The 18826-nt window shown below is 43.2% G+C and carries 14 protein-coding genes; 9 read left to right on the forward strand and 5 right to left on the reverse strand.

Annotated elements, in window-relative coordinates; translation table 11 throughout:
* Window positions 1-640 precede the first annotated feature (640 nt).
* The 5 genes from FTU16_RS10300 (at window position 641) to FTU16_RS10320 (ending at window position 4718) form a co-directional block, all read left to right on the forward strand.
* A complete protein-coding gene (locus FTU16_RS10300) occupies window positions 641-919 on the forward strand; it encodes a metalloregulator ArsR/SmtB family transcription factor (RefSeq protein ID WP_004871185.1) in 279 nt (92 codons plus the stop codon).
* A 10-nt stretch (window positions 920-929) separates the two neighbouring features.
* A complete protein-coding gene (locus tag FTU16_RS10305) occupies window positions 930-1949 on the forward strand; it encodes a permease (protein ID WP_180056120.1) in 1020 nt (339 codons plus the stop codon).
* A gap of 24 nt (window positions 1950-1973) precedes the next feature.
* Window positions 1974-2213, forward strand: coding sequence for a thioredoxin family protein (locus tag FTU16_RS10310; protein WP_180056121.1), 240 nt, complete (start codon window positions 1974-1976; stop codon window positions 2211-2213).
* A gap of 86 nt (window positions 2214-2299) precedes the next feature.
* Window positions 2300-3361, forward strand: coding sequence for an ArsO family NAD(P)H-dependent flavin-containing monooxygenase (locus FTU16_RS10315; RefSeq protein WP_020846547.1), 1062 nt, complete (start codon window positions 2300-2302; stop codon window positions 3359-3361).
* A 619-nt stretch (window positions 3362-3980) separates the two neighbouring features.
* Window positions 3981-4718, forward strand: a complete 738-nt coding sequence (locus tag FTU16_RS10320; RefSeq protein WP_180009544.1) for a sulfite exporter TauE/SafE family protein — start codon at window positions 3981-3983, stop codon at window positions 4716-4718.
* Between the two features lie 3 nt (window positions 4719-4721).
* Here the strand turns inward: FTU16_RS10320 and FTU16_RS10325 are convergent, their stop codons facing one another.
* The 4 genes from FTU16_RS10325 to FTU16_RS10340 all read right to left on the reverse strand — a co-directional run bounded on the left by FTU16_RS10325 (window position 4722) and on the right by FTU16_RS10340 (window position 10809).
* Window positions 4722-5630 carry a LysR substrate-binding domain-containing protein gene (locus tag FTU16_RS10325; protein WP_180060171.1) on the reverse strand — a complete coding sequence of 303 codons (909 nt, stop codon included), beginning with the start codon at window positions 5628-5630 and terminating at the stop codon, window positions 4722-4724.
* Between the two features lie 116 nt (window positions 5631-5746).
* On the reverse strand, window positions 5747-7051 hold the full coding sequence (locus FTU16_RS10330; RefSeq protein WP_180090300.1) for a solute carrier family 23 protein: 1305 nt from the start codon (window positions 7049-7051) through the stop codon (window positions 5747-5749).
* 297 nt (window positions 7052-7348) lie between these two features.
* Complete coding sequence (ppc, locus tag FTU16_RS10335; protein ID WP_180163201.1) at window positions 7349-10033, reverse strand: phosphoenolpyruvate carboxylase; 2685 nt, start codon at window positions 10031-10033, stop codon at window positions 7349-7351.
* A 152-nt stretch (window positions 10034-10185) separates the two neighbouring features.
* Entirely contained in the window at window positions 10186-10809 is a 624-nt protein-coding gene (locus tag FTU16_RS10340) for a TetR/AcrR family transcriptional regulator (RefSeq protein ID WP_111885152.1), read from the reverse strand.
* Between the two features lie 151 nt (window positions 10810-10960).
* Between FTU16_RS10340 and FTU16_RS10345 the strand changes: the two genes are divergently transcribed.
* From FTU16_RS10345 to dnaJ, 4 genes are all read left to right on the forward strand, one after another.
* Window positions 10961-12067 carry an efflux RND transporter periplasmic adaptor subunit gene (locus FTU16_RS10345; RefSeq protein WP_180163202.1) on the forward strand — a complete coding sequence of 369 codons (1107 nt, stop codon included), beginning with the start codon at window positions 10961-10963 and terminating at the stop codon, window positions 12065-12067.
* A complete protein-coding gene (locus FTU16_RS10350) occupies window positions 12067-15204 on the forward strand; it encodes an efflux RND transporter permease subunit (protein ID WP_180163203.1) in 3138 nt (1045 codons plus the stop codon). The genes FTU16_RS10345 and FTU16_RS10350 overlap by 1 nt, the downstream gene beginning before the upstream one ends.
* A 133-nt stretch (window positions 15205-15337) precedes the next feature.
* Complete coding sequence (locus tag FTU16_RS10355) at window positions 15338-15715, forward strand: hypothetical protein (protein WP_180163204.1); 378 nt, start codon at window positions 15338-15340, stop codon at window positions 15713-15715.
* A 106-nt stretch (window positions 15716-15821) separates the two neighbouring features.
* Complete coding sequence (gene dnaJ / locus FTU16_RS10360) at window positions 15822-16940, forward strand: molecular chaperone DnaJ (RefSeq protein ID WP_111885156.1); 1119 nt, start codon at window positions 15822-15824, stop codon at window positions 16938-16940.
* An 84-nt stretch (window positions 16941-17024) separates the two neighbouring features.
* Here dnaJ and FTU16_RS10365 read toward each other — a convergent pair whose 3' ends face one another.
* Window positions 17025-18668 (reverse strand): PglL family O-oligosaccharyltransferase, encoded by a 1644-nt coding sequence (locus tag FTU16_RS10365; RefSeq protein ID WP_180163205.1) that lies wholly within the window; start codon window positions 18666-18668, stop codon window positions 17025-17027.
* Window positions 18669-18826: the final 158 nt, after the last annotated feature.

Consider the following 18826-nt stretch of genomic DNA (forward strand, 5'->3'; position numbering starts at 1 on the left):
AGTTCTTTATCCGACATAGACACCAACATATCAAACCGTCCGCTTCGATAATCGCAAAAGCGCATATTCTAAAAGCGGACATTTTTACTTTGGAGAAACCGGACATTTCTACTTTGGGCTTACAAAAGCATTTCGTATAACCTCTATTATGTTAAATAGAATCCTCTTTAGTTGAATATTCATGCTTATAAGTGGTGTGTAAATCTTAAGTGAGAAAATCACTTTTATTTCAGCACACGTCAGATGCCGTGATCGCAGAAATTACCGAATTTTTGCATCATCATTTTGATCTCAATCATGTGACTGTACAGCTAGAATCAATCGATTATGCTGAACATTGTGAGATGAACCATAAATATCATGTTTCATAGACATCTGACATTTAGTAGTACGTGAAGAAACCCTATATTTTGTATCGTCCATCCTAAGTGGTTTTAGATATTCCTTTGGCACAGTTAGGTACTTTTTTTAAAGAAGATGGAAAATTCATTATTGGGGAAAATGGTAAGTATTTAAAATAAAAACATAATTTATTGTGAAGGCCCTGAAAAATGGTTTTTTTTATTTCCCATGTCACATTGACAATAATCAATATGATTTACATACTGGTTACATTAGAGCCATTTAAGGATAGTGTAGATTGAACAATCTTCAGGCCTGTAATTTATATAAAGCTTTAACCGATGAAACGCGGGTTAAAATTTTACAAACACTGCATTCAGGTGAATGTTGTGCCTGTGAACTATTGAAAAATTTATCAATTACGCAATCTACGCTCTCCCATCATATGAAGTGTCTGACTGAATTAGGTCTAGTCAAGGGAAGAAAAGATGGACGCTGGATGCGTTATTCACTAAATATCCCTTGTACCGAACAGCTCTATTCATTCACTAAAACACTTTTAGTCGGCCAAGGTTAGGGGGATTTAAATGGACAGTATTATTGCAATCTTTGCATGGTTAAATAGCGTCCTGTTGAAAATGACATGGCTATCAGATGGAGTTGCCTGGTTCGTTGAAAATATCTTAGGTTTATCGATTGCCACGCAAGTCGGTGGCAGCGTGCATTTTTTTATCTATGATGTCATTAAAATTTTTATACTTTTAAGTGTCCTGATCTATTCACTGTCGTATATCCAGAGCTATTTCCCTCCAGAACGAACCCGACAAATTCTGGGACGCATGAAAGGGATTAAAGCCAATATCATGGGTGCCTTACTGGGAACCATTACCCCATTTTGTTCATGTTCATCTATTCCTATCTTTATTGGTTTTACTCGGGCCGGTTTACCTGTCGGCGTAACATTCTCTTTTTTGATTTCCTCTCCTTTGGTCGATTTAGCTTCCATTATTTTACTCGCGAGTATCTTCAACTGGAAAATTGCCATGATCTACGTGGTACTTGGTCTGATTCTGGCAGTCCTAGGTGGTTCACTCATCAGCTTTTTCAAAATGGAAAGGTATGTCGCTGAATTTGTAACGCACAATAATGCGGTGCAAGATGATGAAAATTTTAAAATGTCCGCGAAAGAGCGTCGCGAATTTGCCTGGGAGCAGGTGGTCGAAATCTTCCGGAAAGTTTGGATCTATGTCTTGATCGGTGTCGGTATTGGTGCTGCGATTCATAACTGGATTCCAACGCAGTGGATTACTGCCTTATTAGGGCAAGACCATTGGTATTCAGTGCTTGTTGCGACTGTGGTCGGCATGCCGATGTACGCAGATATATTTGGATCTTTACCTATCGCAGAAGCATTGGTAGCTAAAGGTGTGGGCTTAGGTACAGTTTTGGCCTTTATGATGGCGGTGACAGCGCTTTCTCTGCCATCGTTAATTTTGTTAAAACAGGTCGTGAAGAAACAATTGCTCAGCCTTTTTGTCGCGATTGTTTTTGTTGGTGTTTTAATCATTGGATATAGTCTAAATTTAGTTGGTCAGTTCTTTATATAAAAAAGCAGTCTCAGGAGATTAGAAATGCAGATTAAAGTTATGGGTACAGGTTGTCATAAATGTAAGGCTTTACTAGCAGCGACAGAAAAAGCAGTGAAAAGCAGTGGGGTACAAGCTGAAATTGAGTATGTCACGGACATAATTAAGATTGCTGAAACAGGTTTGATGAGTACGCCTGGTCTAGTCATTAATGATAAAATTGTCTCAAGCGGTAAAGTATTAGAAGCTCCAGCAATAGCTGAGTTAATTGAAAAAAATAAGTAAATTGAGTTATTGAAATTTAATATAAAAAACCAGTTGCTCCGGCAACTGGTTTTTTATATTAAAGAAAAATGAAAGGGGAAAGGGCTTTGAATCATAAACAGAATGAAACGGATGTGATCATTATCGGTGGTGGGCAGGCTGCTTTATCTACGGCTTATTTTTTAAAGCGAAAAAAAATACCATTCATTATTTTAGATGATCAAAATCAAGCAGGTGGAGCCTGGTTACATGCCTGGAATTCTTTGCGTCTATTTTCACCGAATAGCTGGAGTTCCTTACCAGGTTGGGTTATGCCGAATACAGAACAAACGTATCCGACCAAGAAAGAAGTTATTGAATACTTGCAGCAATATGAGCAGCGTTACCACTTTCCGATTATTCGTCCTATATATGTTGATCACGTCAAAAGCGAAGGAGAGGCATTGAGTGTGCATGCAGGTGAACAGTTATGGAAAGCCAAGGCTGTAGTCAGTGCAACGGGCACCTGGAGTCATCCTTATATCCCATCTTACCCGGGCCAAGAAAATTTTAAAGGGCTGAAATTACACTCCGCCCATTATCAAAATGCAGAACCGTTTAAAGATAAGCACGTCATGATTATCGGTGGTGGAAATTCCGGAGCACAAATTTTGGCTGAAGTTTCCCAAGTGGCAGACACTCTTTGGATCACGCCAACACCTCCTCAATTTTTAGCAGATGATGTTGATGGCCGTATACTATTTTTACGTGCGACAGAGCGTTTAAAGGCAAAATTAGAAGGCGGCACAATAGATCAGCCTGTTGGCGGTCTAGGTGATATTGTCATGATTGATTCAGTCAAAGATGCACGTTCACGAGGAGTTTTACATAGTGAGCGCCCGTTTTCGGCTTTTACAGAAGATGGCGTGATTTGGGAAGATGGATCTTTTCAACAGGTTGATGCAGTGATTTGGTGTACTGGATTTAAAGCGACTTTAGACCATTTAAAGCCACTTGGAATAGTAGAGGAAAATAATACGATACTGGTTGAAGGAACAAGATCAGTAAAACAACCCAACCTATGGTTAGTAGGATATGGTGAATGGACTGGACCTGGTTCAGCAACGCTGGTGGGTGTTTCAAGGACCGCGAGAACAACTGCTGAGGAAATTTCCGAATTTCTGGATTAAAATTTTGACCTATTTGTCTTGAGCAAGAAATAGCACAACAAATGGCAAATAAAACTCGTTATTTGGGTGCTATTTTTGTGGGCAAAATAAAAAGTTAAAAAATCAGTAGAAACCCGGCTTGGAAACAAGTCGGTTTTTTGGGTTTTCGCCACCGATTTTTTATAACATAACCTTTTGAAATATAACACTATTTATTTTGATGCGAAGTATGATTTTAATTTCCTGTTGGAAAGCCATGAAACATCCATTGTATGCCCCATAAAATAATTAGAATTAAAATTACGAAAAAGATAATTTCTAATTTTTTCATTTTTAAAGTTCTACTAAAATTAACATAATACACGTTATACGAAATTCTTGAAATTTTACTATAAGTATCAATATCTTATTGAAAACCGTTCCAGTAAACAGCATATTGGAACGGTTTTTATATTACTATTCAACCAATACGCTTATAACTTATTCAAAATCAGAAGAGTTTGTTTAGCCCATCTACGCTATCTGCTTTAGACGCTATAACCTAGCCTCAACTTTTTATTGAGGCTCTATTCCAAAAACACTGATTTTTCAAAGCGCCTGAATTGCATAGCATAGAACCAATTCTTCAGCGAGTTTCGCCATGATTTGGTTCGTCATCACAGTTTTTGCAATTGCAGGTCTGATTAAAGGCACGATTGGGTTAGGCCTGCCTGCGGTATCGATGGGCTTACTTACCATTGTGATCAGTCCATTTCAGGCAGCCACATTATTAATCATTCCATCTATGGTCACCAACTTTTGGCAACTATTTGCTGAAGGGCAGGTATTGCGCCTAATTCAACGCTTTTGGCCCTTGTTACTTGGGATTATCGTCGGTTCAATTTGGAGTATTTTTCCAACTTTAGGACATGGTGAATTTAAAAGTGAAGCTTTACTGGGGGGCATGTTGGCACTATACGGACTGTATGGGCTTTGTGCCAAAAGCTTGCCGAACTTTGCACCACATGAAAAATGGCTATCTCCAATGATCGGTTATCTTGGTGGAGCGCTGACTGTTGCGACAGGTGTGGTGGTGATCCCTGTGGTGCCATATTTGCAAGGTTTGCAACTGAAACGCGATGATCTCGTACAGTCACTCGGTTTGGCCTTTACCACGTCGACTATTTGTTTGGCAGTGTTCTTACAGCAAAATCCTGTGGAAGATCTTCCGATTGATTATGCCATGTCAGCCATGGCACTGGTTCCTGCGCTCATTGGCATGTGGGCAGGGAAAAAAATCCGTTACCGCATTCCAGAACAAAAATTCCGTAAGGTGTTTTTTATCGGGTTGATTGCCCTCGGTGGCTATATGATGCTGCACCAGTTTGGCGTGATTTAAAGCCTAGACTTGGCCATCTAAAGTAGATTTTTGTGACAGTAGAAACTGACTGAAATGCTGATAATTTAAGGGTAAATCATCAAAATTACGTGCGGTGAGGAGCAGTTTCCGATTGGCCCAGTCGCCGCTGAGCTCAACTTGGGCAAAGGCATATAAACTGATTAATCGTTGGGCCGCACGTTTTGGCATGATGGCAATGCCCACACCATTCGCCACCACTTGCGCGATCGCGGCAAAGTTCGGCAAACGTAGCCGATACTGAATTTCACAGCCGAATAATTTGGCTTGAGCCTCGATCGATTGTTGCAAGGAATGATATTGCATCAAACCGACAAAGGAATAATTTAAAATCTCTGCGGGTTTGACGCTAGATATCGAGGCCAATTCATGAGTTATAGGACAAATCAGTACCAAAGGATCATTTGCAAACTCAAGTGTTTGTAACTTTTCGGATTTAAAGAAACCCGAAATTAGACCTAGTTGTGCATTGCCTTGTTCAATCGCTGCAATGATGTCTTTAGACTCGGCTTCATGCAGCTCAATTTGTGTGTTGGGATTTTCAAGCAAATAACGTGGTAACAAGACCGGTAAATATTCACTTTGTGCAGATGAATTACACCATAAGGTCATATTGGAACTTAACCCATGGGCAAAGGGCAGCATCGCGTGTTCTAATTGTTGCCCCTCACCTAAGATGCGCTGTGCATGTTCAACCAAGGTTTGACCGGCAAGAGTCAGTTTGACCCCTTTGGCTTGGCGAGTGAACAGGGCTGTGCGGTATTGCTGTTCGAGTTTTTTAATCCGTTCACTGGCTGCTTGTAGCGAGATGGCAGAACGAGCAGCGCCTTTGGTCAGACTGCCGCTGTCTACAATGTGCAGCACCAATTGAAGGTCGAACAAATCCAGTCGCATAGGGTGTATTCCTTGGCTAATGCCTTATCTTACCGAAAGTGTAGCTATAAAAAAAAGCGACCTTTCGGCCGCTTTTCAAATGAATATTGTATTCTTTTTTTTAATGCTTTGGAGGCTTATTCTGATTTATCGCCTAAGCTAAAGAACCAGTTCAAAATCAAGGCTGCAAAGGTTGCGGTACCAATACCACCTAGATTGAAGTTACCGAATTGTAATGCAAAGTCACCCGTACCTAAAATAATGGTCACTGCAGCCACCATCAGGTTCTTGTTTTTAGAGAAATCAACTTTGTTTTCAATCCAAATTTTCGCACCAGCAATGGTGATTAGACCAAATACAACAATCGATGCACCTGTCAAAATGGCTTGCGGAATGGTATGAATAATTGCACCAAACTTTGGAGAAAGACCAAGGAAGATGGCGAATACACCTGCAAATACAAACACGATGGTCGAGTAAACACGCGTTACTGCCATCACACCAATATTTTCGCCATAGGTGGTCATACCCGGACCGCCGACACCGCCTGAAAGTGTGGTTGCAACACCATCTGCAACGAAGGCTTTACCAATGTGCGGATCGAGGTTTTCACCTGTCATCGCGCCCACAGCTTTGATATGACCAAGGTTTTCTGCAACCAAAATCAACGCAATCGGTGCAATGATCAGCATGGCATTGAAATCAAAAACAGGTGAATGGAAGTGCGGAACACCAAACCAAGCGGCTTCTTGTACGGGAACGAAATTGATTGGCGTGCCATGACCCATGACATTGGAAATGATGTAATACACCAAATATGCCAGTAATAGACCGACCAACAGTAATAAGCGTTGTAACAAGCCCTTCGTAAACACTGCAATTGAACCCATACATAGTACGGTTACTAAAGCCATCCACATATTAAAGTTATTACCGGCAACCCCTTTAATGGTCACTGGGGCTAGGTTCAGACCAATAATCATCACCACTGCACCTGTAACGACAGGTGGCATGAGTTTTTCAATCCAACGGGTACCCGTTGCCATCACGATAAAACCAAAAATGGCATATAAAATACCGCAGGCCATAATCCCGCCAGCAGCCAATGCGATATTGGCATTTGCTGCGCCAGTACCTGACGCTGCATAACCGGTTGCCGCGATCACCACACCAATAAAGGCAAAACTAGAGCCTAAATAACTTGGTACACGACCACCTGTCATAAAGAAGAACAGGATGGTACAGATCCCCGACATTAAAATCGCAAGGTTGGCATCAAAGCCCATCAAAAATGGCGCAAGGACAGTTGCACCAAACATTGCAAAGGCATGTTGTATCCCCAATACAACACTTTGCACCGGAGGTAGGTACTCATTTGTACCTACAGGACGTGCATCAATATTGCCTTCGTACGGGCGCCATTTGGGAAACCAATTGGACATAAAATGAGCACTCAATAGATAAATTGTGCACATCATACTCTTGTTTTTTAGAAGATTTAATCTCTTTTAAAAATATTTTGTTCAAACTAATTACATGACTTTACATGTAAATTTACCAAATGGTAAAAGTTTTAAGGGTGTAAAAAAGGCATTAAATCATGCAATTAATCAAATAGGCTTGGAGCCAATTCTTCATAAATTTTTCTTATTTTATATATTCCAAAATAAATTAAAACCAATATGACTGGTCAAAAAAAAAGCACACAGTTCTGTGTGCTTTTTGAAAACTTGGAAGATTTAGCCAGTGTTACGCAAACCTGCCGCAATACCCGCGATGCTGACCATCAACGCATGGTCGACTGGGGTATTTTCAGCTTGACGCTCGGCAAGGTATGCACGGCGGCGTTTCATTAGCTCGGCTTGTAGTAAATGTAGCGGCAATAAATAAGGCTTACGCACCTTCATGGATTGGTCGAGCACATCGTTACTGCTGAGTAATTTCGATTCACCTTTGAGTGCTAATAGCGTTTGTACCGCATCACGTAAACGCTGACGTAACTCTTCGCCCAACTGTTTGAGGTCTGCGTCATCTGTCAGATGAGACTCATAATATAGTGCCACATGGCCATCAGCCTTAGACAAGACCATTTCCAACATATCAATTAACGTTTGGAAATAAGGCCACTGTTGTAGCATTTCTTCTAAGGTTGCTTTTTGACCCTGATCAATCACCTGATTAATCGCAGCACCTGTACCGAGCCAAGCAGGTAGCATTAAACGAATTTGAGTCCATGCGAATACCCACGGAATCGCACGCAATGACTCAATTCCACCGCTGACTTTACGTTTGGCTGGGCGTGAGCCGAGCGGTAACATTTGTAGTTCCAGTTCTGGCGTTACAGTCCGTAGGTATTTTACAAAATGCGGATTTTCACGCACGGTTTGACGATACACCTGTACCGACAGATCCGTCATGCTGTGCATGAGCTGACGCCATTCCTGTTTCGGTTCAGGCGGTGGCAATAAGGTCGCTTCTAAGGTCGCAGCGGTGTAAATTTCTAAGTTTTGTAAGGCAATACCTTCTAATCCAAACTTGAAGCGAATCATTTCCCCTTGTTCTGTGACACGAATCGCTCCTGAAATCGAACCTGGTGGCTGTGAAAACAGCGCTTGCTGTGTCGGCGCACCACCACGGCTGATTGAACCGCCACGGCCATGGAATAATGTCAGTTGTACATCATGTTTTTTCGCAACCGCGGTTAATTCTTCCTGCGCACGATACTGTGCCCAGTTTGCCGACATAAAGCCCGCATCTTTGGCAGAGTCTGAATAGCCAATCATCACCTCATGTTTACCCTGAATATGCTGCTTATACCAATGCATATTGAATAGGGTATTCATGGTACGGGCGGCACCATCCAAATCTTTTAGAGTTTCAAACAGTGGCACGACACGTAGCGCTTGTTTGATGCCGGCTTCTTTTTGCAATAACAATACGGCCAAGACATCACTCGGATGTTCGGCCATGGAAATAATATAAGCCCCTAAACTTTCAGGTGGTTGCTCTGCCAAAGTGCGCATGGTTGCAAAGACTTCTTGTACATCCGGATGTTCAATCAGGCTTTGTTTCGGTTCATTTAAAAACTTCGGTAGCAGAGGTCGTTTGCTTTGGAGTTCCTGAATCAAGAAGTTTTGACGGGCTTGCTCCGTCCATGTTTCAAAATTGCCTAAACCTAAATATTCAGTAATGGCAGAAATCGCTTGGCGATGACGTGTGGATTCCTGACGAATATCGAGTTTGAGTAATTCGATACCGAAACAATTCACCCGATGAATAAAGTCGAGTAACTGACCATTGGCAATTTCAGGTAAACCGCTGTCAATCAGTGAACGGTAGCAAACCAATAGTGGATCGAGCAGTTCATGGCGGCTTTTAATGACTTGGCTATCGTCCGCATCTTCACCACGGAGTTTTAGTGCCAACCAGTGACGAGTGGCTTTGAGGCGTTCACGTGCATCACGCAGGTATTCACGATACGGTTCAGGGTGGAAATGGCCCAAAGCATCACTGAGTTCTTTACTGCATTCTTGAATCGAAAGTTCCCAACGCAGGTCTTCGATGTCGCGTAAATACAGGTCGGCAGCTTTCCAACGTGAAAGCCACAGCACCTCTTGAGTAATATTATGGGTGACGTTTGGGTTACCATCACGGTCACCGCCCATCCATGACGCAAAGCGCACAGGGGCAACATGTAAAGGCAAGGTCTTGCCACAATGATCTTGAACCATGCCATCCAATTCACGCATGAATTTGGGTACAGCATTCCACAAGGTCTGTTCAATGGTCGTGAAGCCCCATTTAGCTTCGTCGACAGGCGTCGGGCGATGTTGACGAATTTCATCCGTTTGCCATGCCGAGCAAATCAGTTGTTTTAAATCATCCAGTACGGCTTTGCGTTCGCGTGGCGTAAGTTTTTGTTGATCCATTTTAAACAGGCAATCATTAATCCCATCATATTTCTGGATCAAGGTACGGCGGCTGACTTCAGTTGGATGTGCAGTCAGTACCAATTCAATTTTTAATTCACAAATTTGTTGGAACAGTTGGTCCGCACTGATGTTATTGCTTTTAAATTTTTCAAATAAATGATCGAGTGGATTCGGTGAGGGTGCCTGCTTATCAAACTCACTTTGGCGACGGCTGCGCACCACATTGTATTGTTCGGCAATATTGGCAAAGTTGAGAAAGTGCGTAAATGCACGGGTCAGTGGCAGAATTTCTTCATCTTTTAAATTTAAAAATAATTGTTCTAACTGTTTTTCGGCTTCAACTTGTCCATCGCGCGCGCCTTTAGACAAAGCACGAATTTGCTCTACCTGATTAAACAAATCTTGTCCTGCATGCTGCTTTAGGGTTTCACCCAATAAATTGCCCAGTAAGCGCACGTCTTCACGTAATGGAGCATCAATTTGTTGAATCATTTGTTATTTCTCCGCGTATTCCTGTCTCGACTATACCCCGAAAGTGCCGTGGCAAAAGGGGGTACAGACAAAAGTCGGATGATTTTTCTAGGTAAATGATCAATAGCTATGCCATTTGTTTCAGTTTAGCCTTGAAATATTTCAGAAAATGCTTAGCTCTGTGTGCCGAGTTGATATTTCAGCATAAAGATGTCGATGGCAGAGTGAATAATGGCCTGTCGCTCTGCTGTTTCAGGTACTGGGCGCATGCCCAATAAGACTTCTTGATGGCGTAGTCCCATCAGTAGCGACACAATCAGTTCAGTTTGTCTGGCAGGATTATCCTGCTGAATGAAATTTAAAGCCGCTGCGTCTTGAAAGAAATTCTCCCAGACTTGGCGCATTTTCAAATGTGAGGCACGGAAAAACTGTTCCACCAAGGGACTGTGTTCGGCAGCTAATTCCAAGAGTAATAAATCCAGTTTAATGGCTTCTGGCAAATTCATGATGTTCAGCCCCAACTCACAAATTTCAATGAAAGCCTGCATAAAATGACTTTCGCTGTGCAGGTGTCGCGGGCGGGTGTTCAAAATATATTCACAGGTATCTTCAATCGCACTGGTAAATAAGGTGGCTTTGTCCTGAAAATGGTTATAGACCGTCAGTTTGGTGACCCCTGCATGTTGCGCTATCTGATTCATGCTGCAACCGTGATAGCCCATTTCTAAAAATAATTGTTTTGCAGACTCTAAAATCCGTTGTCGTTTTTCTAAGTCTTTTGGGCGGCCGACATTCATTTGCTGAAAAAATTCCAAAAAAGGCGAAAAGGTCATTGATTTCGGATAATTAATCTAATTAATGTACCGCATGGTTTATTAATTAAAAAATAACCAAATTAATTGAATAATATTCTGCCCTAAAAAAGACTTTTTATTAAGAGCGAACTTCATGAGTACGATTAAGACCACAGTTGTCAGCATGATTATCGTTTGCAGTGTGACCTTATGGGGATGCAGCAAGGATAAAGCCCAAACGGAACAGGAAGTGCCATTTGTGATGGTGACTCAGCCGGGCGCCACACATTTTGAACAAAAAAGTTATGCGGGTGATGTACAAGCCCGCCAGCAAACAGCTTTAGCTTTTCGGGTTGGCGGTCAAATCACTGAGCGCTATGTCGATGTTGGAGACCAAGTCCGAGTCGGGCAAGTTTTGGCAAAATTAGACGTCAAAGATGCACAGTTGCAACTGAATGCAGCACAAGCACAGCTTGAAAGTGCGCGTTCCGCTGCACAGATTGCTGAAGATGAACTAAAACGCTTTAAGCAATTATTGCCAGTCAATGCTGTGAGTCGCTCGCAGTACGATGCGGTGGAAAACCAATATAAAGCGGCACAGTCGAACTTAAAGCAAGCCCAATCAAATTATGATGTGAGTCGTAATCAGACCGGTTATAACCAATTAATTGCCAATAAAACAGGGGTTATTACTGAGCGCAATATTGAGATTGGTCAAGTGATTGCAGCAGGACAACCGGCATTTCAATTGGCGATAGCTGGTGAACGTGAAGTGGTCATTGGTGTGCCTGAACAAGCGGTTACTGAAATTAAAACAGGGCAGGATGCATGGGTCACCTTGTGGTCTAAACCACAGGAAAAATTTGCAGGCTATGTACGTGAAATTAGTCCTGCTGCCGATCAGTCTCGTACATATAGTGTCAAGGTGGCATTGCGTGAAGGCAATAGCGCCATTCAACTGGGGCAAAGTGCACGGGTATTTTTAACCAAAGCACAGCAGAATGTTTTGCATGTGCCGTTATCGAGTGTGTCTGCGAGTGGTCAGCAGGCGTATGTGATGGTGGTCAATGCAGATAATACGGTACGTAAAGTTCCAGTAAGTTTAGGCGAATACGGACGTGACAGCGTGCCCGTACTCAGTGGTTTGCAAGCAGGGGATTTTGTGGTGGTTGGCGGCGTGCATTTGCTCCGCGAAAAACAAAAAATACAACCCGTTGATCGTGAAAATCGTGCGGTACACATTCAGACAGGAGTTAAATAATGAATTTTAACTTGTCTGAGTGGGCACTGAAAAATAAAGGCTTAATCCTTTATTTTATGATTCTACTGGGCATCGTTGGGATATTTTCTTATTCCAAATTGTCGCAGAGTGAAGACCCGCCATTTACCTTTAAAGTCATGGTCATTCAAACCTATTGGCCTGGTGCAACGGCAAAAGAAGTTTCACTACAGGTCACCGATCGGATTGAAAAAGAACTGATGACCACGGGGCAGTATGAACGCATTATGGCGTATTCACGTCCGGGTGAATCCATGGTGACCTTTGTGGCCAAGGACAGTTTACGTTCGCAGCAAGTCCCCGATGTTTGGTACACCGTGCGTAAAAAGGTCAATGATATTCGCCATCAATTGCCATCTGGGGTGCAAGGTCCTTTCTTTAATGATGAGTTTGGTGACACCTTCGGTAATATCTATGTGCTGACCGGCAAAGACTTTGACTATGCCACCATGAAGGAATATGCTGACCGTTTACAGCTCCAGTTACAACGGGTCAAAGATGTTGCGAAAGTGGATTTGATTGGTCTGCAAGATCAAAAAGTTTGGATTGAAATTTCCAACACCAAAGCCACGCAAATGGGCATACCTGTGACGGCGATTCAACAAGCCTTGCAGCAGCAAAATACGGTTGCCAGTGCCGGATTTTTTGAAACCAATTCAGACCGTATTCAAGTGCGTGTCAGCGGCAATTTACAAAACATTGATGAACTGCGTCAGATGCCCTTATTGGTGAATGGTCAAACCATTCAATTGGGTGATGTGGCTGATGTACATCGCGGCTTTAGTGATCCACCACAGCCGCGTATGCGTTTTATGGGCGAAAATGGTTTAGGCATTGCCGTGTCGATGCGTAAAGGTGGTGACATTCTGGCTTTGGGTAAAAACCTAGAAACAGAATTTGCCCGCCTGCAAAAAACCTTGCCCTTGGGCATGGAACTGAAGAAAGTGTCGGATCAGCCTGTAGCCGTGAAGCGCAGCGTCAATGAGTTTATGAAAGTCCTCGCTGAGGCCGTGATTATCGTCCTATTGGTGAGCTTCTTCTCCTTGGGTTTCCGTACGGGATTGGTTGTGGCATTTTCCATTCCATTGGTCTTGGCCATGACTTTTGCTGGCATGCAGATGTTTGATGTCGGGTTGCACAAGATTTCTTTGGGGGCGTTAATTCTCGCACTCGGTTTATTGGTGGATGATGCGATTATTGCCGTCGAAATGATGGCGATCAAAATGGAGCAGGGCTATAGCCGGTTACAAGCCGCTGGACATGCATGGCGGACCACTGCATTTCCAATGCTGACAGGAACATTGATTACTGCGGCCGGCTTTTTGCCGATTGCCACAGCCGCATCGAGCACAGGCGAATATACCCGCTCGATTTTCCAAGTGGTCACCATTGCATTGGTGGTGTCATGGTTTGCAGCAGTACTGTTTGTTCCCTATCTGGGGGATAAATTACTACCCGATTTCAACAAAGACTTAGTACAAAAAACCCCGTGGTATCAGCGCCTGTGGGCACGTTTACGTAAGCAGCCCGAACCTCAGCCGATGGTGCATCATGCCGGCGAACATCATGATCCTTATCAGTCTCCGTTTTATCAACGTTTCCGTGGTTGGGTCGACACTTGTGTGACCTATCGCAAGACGGTGATTGCCGCGACGGTTGGCATTTTTGTGTTATCGATTTTAATGTTTAAAACCGTACCACAGCAGTTCTTCCCACCGTCAAACCGTGCTGAAATTTTAGTGGATTTAAAGCTTGAGGAAGGCGCCTCACTGAAGGCCACAGAAGCGGCCGTAAAAAAAGTCGAAGCGTTCTTGTCGAAAAAACAAGGCATTGATAATTTTGTGGCTTATGTGGGGACAGGTTCGCCGCGGTTTTATTTACCTCTAGATCAGCAGTTACCCCAAGCCAGTTTTGCTCAGTTTGTGGTATTGGCTTCATCTTTAGATGATCGCAATGAGATCCGCCAGTCATTAGCAGAAGAAATTCGTAAGCTCTTACCTGAAGTACGTACTCGGGTTTCACTTTTAGAAAATGGGCCACCTGTGGGTTATCCATTGCAGTTCCGCGTGTCGGGTGAAGATCTAAGCTTAGTGCGTGAGTGGGCACAACGGGTGTCTGCAAAAGTCAGTGAAAATCCGAACACCACCAATGTGCATTTGGATTGGGGTGAGCCAAGCAAAGTCATTAAACTGGACATCGACCAAGATCGCGCACGTCAAATGGGGGTTTCCAGTCTAGATCTGTCGAACTTCCTGAATAGTTCAATCAGTGGTGCAGTGATTAATCAGTATCGTGAGAAACGAGAGCTGATTGAAATTCGGATGCGTGGTGATCAAGCGGAGCGATTGGATGTCGGTTCGCTCAGCAGTTTGGCTGTACCGACCAGCAATGGTGGTTCAGTACCATTGGCGCAGATTGCGAAAATTGAGTATAGCTTTGAAGAAGGTTTGATTTGGCATCGTAACCGTTTACCGACCATTACTGTGCGCGCGGATATTCGCAGTAAATTGCAACCTGCAACGGTGGTGGGTGAGTTAAAAGATTCATTTGATCAGTTACGTGCAGAGATGCCGAATGGTTATCTACTCGAAGTAGGCGGCACTGTGGAAGAGTCAGCACGAGGTCAAACTTCTGTAAATGCGGGCATGCCATTATTTCTCGCAGTTGTCATGACTTTGTTGATGATTCAACTACGCAGCATGTCACGGGCGATGATCGTATTTTTAACTGCACCTTTGGGCATTATTGGCGTGGTGTTATTCCTGTTATTGTTCAATAAACCCTTTGGTTTTGTGGCAATGCTCGGCACGATTGCACTGTCAGGCATGATCATGCGCAACTCCTTAATATTGATTGATCAGATTGAACAAGATATTCAGTCTGGGGAGTCGGCTTGGGATGCGATTATCAATGCGACTGTACGTCGTTGCCGTCCAATTGTGCTGACTGCATTGGCCGCTGTATTGGCGATGATTCCACTTTCTCGCAGTATTTTCTTCGGTCCAATGGCCGTGGCGATTATGGGCGGATTGATCGTGGCGACCCTGCTGACCTTGTTCTTTTTACCTGCGTTGTATGCACAGTGGTTTAAAGTGAAAAAAACTCAGCAGAATCCTTAAAAGTGTCATAATATTGGGTGCGAAATATTGAATTTTTCTCTATAGTAACACCTGATCTACAAAGACATTTTTAAAAAGTAAAACTACCACAAGTGCAGCGCGGCATATTGTGGTGTACGGGGTTGAATCACAGATGACAGCAGAGAGTTTAGCTAAGTATCGCCGTTATGTTGCGATTTCTTATGTCTTCATGTTTTTCGCTTTATTTACCCTGATTAGTGGTGTATTTGCCTACGGCTTTGCACGCAAAGTGACTCAAATCGATTCTGCAGAAGTTTGGCTACAAGCCCAAGCGCTTTGGGTCATGCGCACCGTCGTGATTTATTCCATGATGGCCATTTTTGCCGCACTGTGGTTTATTCCTTTATTTTTCTATTATTGGGACACCTATCTTTGGGTGACTGCATGCACGGTAATTGGTGTGATCTTTGCTGCGATTGCCTTTTTGTATCTATTAAATGCATGGATCCAAGGTCTATCCAAATTCGTTAAAAATAAGGCTGTTTTCTAAGTCGATTTATTTTTTTCCTGCCTACCCCTTGAAAAAATGGTTTGATTCCCCAATTTCAGACCACAGTTAAGTATTAAATTAAATTCCGTGAGGAGCATCGCCAGACATGGCTAAACGTGATTATTATGAGGTTTTAGGTGTATCTAAAACCGCAAGTGATGATGAAATTAAAAAAGCCTACCGTAAGTTGGCGATGAAGTATCACCCTGACCGTAATCCAGATAACCCAGAAGCTGAAGAAAAATTCAAAGAAGCTGCAGAAGCATATGAAGTTTTATCGGACAGCGAAAAACGTAGTATGTATGACCGTATGGGACATCAAGCTTTTGAAGGCGGCATGGGCGGCGGCGGTGGCTTCGGTGGCGGTTTTAGCGCAGAAGATATCTTTAGTCAGTTTGGTGACATATTCGGTGGCGCATTTGGCGGTGGTGGCCGTGGTGGTCAGCAACGTGCACGCCGTGGTTCAGACTTACGCTATGTTATGGAGCTTACCCTTGAGGAAGCTGTAAAAGGCGTGAAAAAAACCATTACCTTTACTGCGCCAGCGCCATGTGATGCCTGTGATGGTAAAGGATCTAAAAATCCAAACGACGTCGAAACCTGTAAAACTTGTCATGGTGCAGGTCAAGTGCGTATGCAACAGGGCTTCTTCTCTGTGCAGCAAACCTGTAGCACATGTCGTGGTCAAGGTAAAATTATTAAGAACCCATGTAATAAATGTCATGGTTCAGGGGTTTCTGACCGTCAGCAAACTTTAGAAGTGACCATTCCTGCAGGTGTGGATAATGGCGACCGCGTACGTTTAAGTGGCAAAGGCGAGGCGATCCGTGATGGCCAAGCAGGCGACTTATATGTAGAAGTGGTGGTACGTGAACACGAAATCTTCCAACGTGATGGCGCTGACCTATATATGGATGTGCCTGTAAGTATTGCAGATGCTGCATTGGGTAAAGAAATTCAAATTCCGACACTCGATGGTCGTGTGAGCTTGAAAGTACCTGAAGGAACTCAAACTGGCAAATTGTTCCGCTTACGTGGTAAAGGTGTGAAACCTGTACGTACCAGCATGACTGGTGACTTACTCTGCCGTATCGTGGTGGAAACGCCAGTGAATTTAACGGCTCGTCAACGTGAATTGTTAAAAGAGTTACAAGACACGATGGATGGCGATGACAATAAATCATCTCCGAAGAAAAAATCATTCTTCGACCGTTTATTTGATTAATTGATATGATTTGCTTGAGTTCGCTGTGATTTGAACTTAGCTATAAAAAAGCCTGCAAAATTGCAGGCTTTTTTAATGAGCGTTTTAAGGTTTCGGCTGTGCTATAGGTAGTAATAAACTCTCATAGCTCATGTCGAGCCTATAGATATTTTTAAGACGCTGTAGCTGATGACGTGCTTCAGCCTCACGACCATTAAAGGCCAATAAACGTGCATATTTAATGATGTGGTATTTCGCTGGGTAGCTGCGAACCAATTTTTCAGTATCCTGAATGGTTTGTTCAGAAACGATGGAGTACGGATTTAAACGAATAATCGCCACCCGATGTCTAAATTCCGTGAGCAAATAGATCGGCTCATGGTTGGTGATTTTCTCCGGTGTTTTTTCATATTTTGATGCCTGACCCAGCTGAATCGCTGCATTGGCATAATCACGATAAATCACCGTAATCAGCACGGCGCCAATCACGAAAACAATGCGGATAAACCACGGAGACAGGCTCAAAGTAGCCGTCTGTGGCTTCGCTCCTTGAAGAATCCCAATAATAAAACCCGCAGGCAGTAAGAAATATGCGTAGTTTTGCGGAAACTCCAACATGGCATGAATAACGAAGACACCGACCATCAATAGGCCAATCACAGATAATGCAGACTTGGCTAACTTCTGTAATTGGATGCCCCAATAAGCGAAATAGGCCAAGAACGGCACACCAATAATGGCGCCATTCCACAATAAGAAATCCAAAATAAAATTGTGTGAGCTACGAATCCATACAGGCCCTTGTACCGTGTCAGAGATCGAGACAAAAGCGCTACTGGTTTGATGCCAACCATAGCCAAACCAAGGCTGTGCAGCCACGGCATGCGCCATTTGTTGCCAAATGGCTAAACGTGACATATCGCCACCAGCACGTTCGGCTACGTCACGACTTTCTTGAATATTCATGTCGGATATTTGGCTCATGATTTGACTTAATTTTGGCATCAATACAATCAGTGCCACAAAGCCGATAAACCAGGCCAAGCTGTAAAACCAGCGAAGACGGATATAATCTTTGTACTGTGCATAAGCCAAATAGACTAGGACACAGATACTTGCCACCCAAGAGGTGCGAGATTGGCTGAGTGCGACCCCAATTAAAATAGGAATTGCACAAGTGACCAAATAGCGGGTTTTAACTTTTTGCTGTTCATAAACATATAAGCAGGCTAACAAGGACATGAGCAGAAACGTGGCCATGTTATTTGGCTGAGCAAAGTTTGCAAATGGGCGCGTAGTTCCACTAATTTTCATCACAAAAGGAAGAAACGAGTCGAAATCTAACCACTGACATATTGCGATGAGTCCGGTCATGACCCCAGAAGCAACAAAGGTATAGCTTAGGTATAGGAAGGTTTTTTCGCGTTTTTCCGTACCTTGCGAGAGACTAAAACCTAGATTGATACACAGCCAGAAGCTGAACACAAACAGCATACAGAGCAAGGCGATACTAAAATAATATACCTGCCCAAAAGCCAGTTGGATGAAGGGGATCAGCGCTAAGAGCAACAGGGGCAAGGAAATTTTTGCCACCATGAGCTTTTCTTTAAAGAAGGTTGCCGCTAAGGCAAACAGAGCAAAGAAGGTATAAAGCTCACCGGTATACGTGGCCCAAGGTCGGTAATGAATCGGAATCAGCCATGCCAGTGCAATACAGACTGCCGCACAAAGATACAATAGGGTTTTCATGAATATTCAAGATCAATAGAACGCGCCTATCATACCGTGAAAATGCCTAAACTTGGTGAGGGAATAGTCAGCGTCTGTCGAAGAGCTTGATTTGCAAAAGTCCTTAGGAAAATGCAGGATTTTTTTGTTTGTAACTTAGCCTGCGCATGGAGTTTTGA

Origin of the sequence: Acinetobacter sp. YH12069 (genome assembly GCF_013419675.1) — a bacterium.
GTDB lineage: Bacteria > Pseudomonadota > Gammaproteobacteria > Pseudomonadales > Moraxellaceae > Acinetobacter > Acinetobacter amyesii.

Bases quoted from the DNA above. Each gene is read 5' to 3' on its own strand.
- FTU16_RS10305 (WP_180056120.1), top strand. From the start codon at position 930: ATGGACAGTATTATTGCAATCTTTGCATGGTTAAATAGCGTCCTGTTG.
- FTU16_RS10310 (WP_180056121.1), top strand. From the start codon at position 1,974: ATGCAGATTAAAGTTATGGGTACAGGTTGTCATAAATGTAAGGCTTTA.
- FTU16_RS10320 (WP_180009544.1), top strand. From the start codon at position 3,981: ATGATTTGGTTCGTCATCACAGTTTTTGCAATTGCAGGTCTGATTAAA.
- FTU16_RS10325 (WP_180060171.1), bottom strand. From the start codon at position 5,630: ATGCGACTGGATTTGTTCGACCTTCAATTGGTGCTGCACATTGTAGAC.
- FTU16_RS10330 (WP_180090300.1), bottom strand. From the start codon at position 7,051: ATGTCCAATTGGTTTCCCAAATGGCGCCCGTACGAAGGCAATATTGAT.
- ppc (WP_180163201.1), bottom strand. From the start codon at position 10,033: ATGATTCAACAAATTGATGCTCCATTACGTGAAGACGTGCGCTTACTG.
- FTU16_RS10340 (WP_111885152.1), bottom strand. From the start codon at position 10,809: ATGAATGTCGGCCGCCCAAAAGACTTAGAAAAACGACAACGGATTTTA.
- FTU16_RS10345 (WP_180163202.1), top strand. From the start codon at position 10,961: ATGAGTACGATTAAGACCACAGTTGTCAGCATGATTATCGTTTGCAGT.
- FTU16_RS10350 (WP_180163203.1), top strand. From the start codon at position 12,067: ATGAATTTTAACTTGTCTGAGTGGGCACTGAAAAATAAAGGCTTAATC.
- FTU16_RS10355 (WP_180163204.1), top strand. From the start codon at position 15,338: ATGACAGCAGAGAGTTTAGCTAAGTATCGCCGTTATGTTGCGATTTCT.
- dnaJ (WP_111885156.1), top strand. From the start codon at position 15,822: ATGGCTAAACGTGATTATTATGAGGTTTTAGGTGTATCTAAAACCGCA.
- FTU16_RS10365 (WP_180163205.1), bottom strand. From the start codon at position 18,668: ATGAAAACCCTATTGTATCTTTGTGCGGCAGTCTGTATTGCACTGGCA.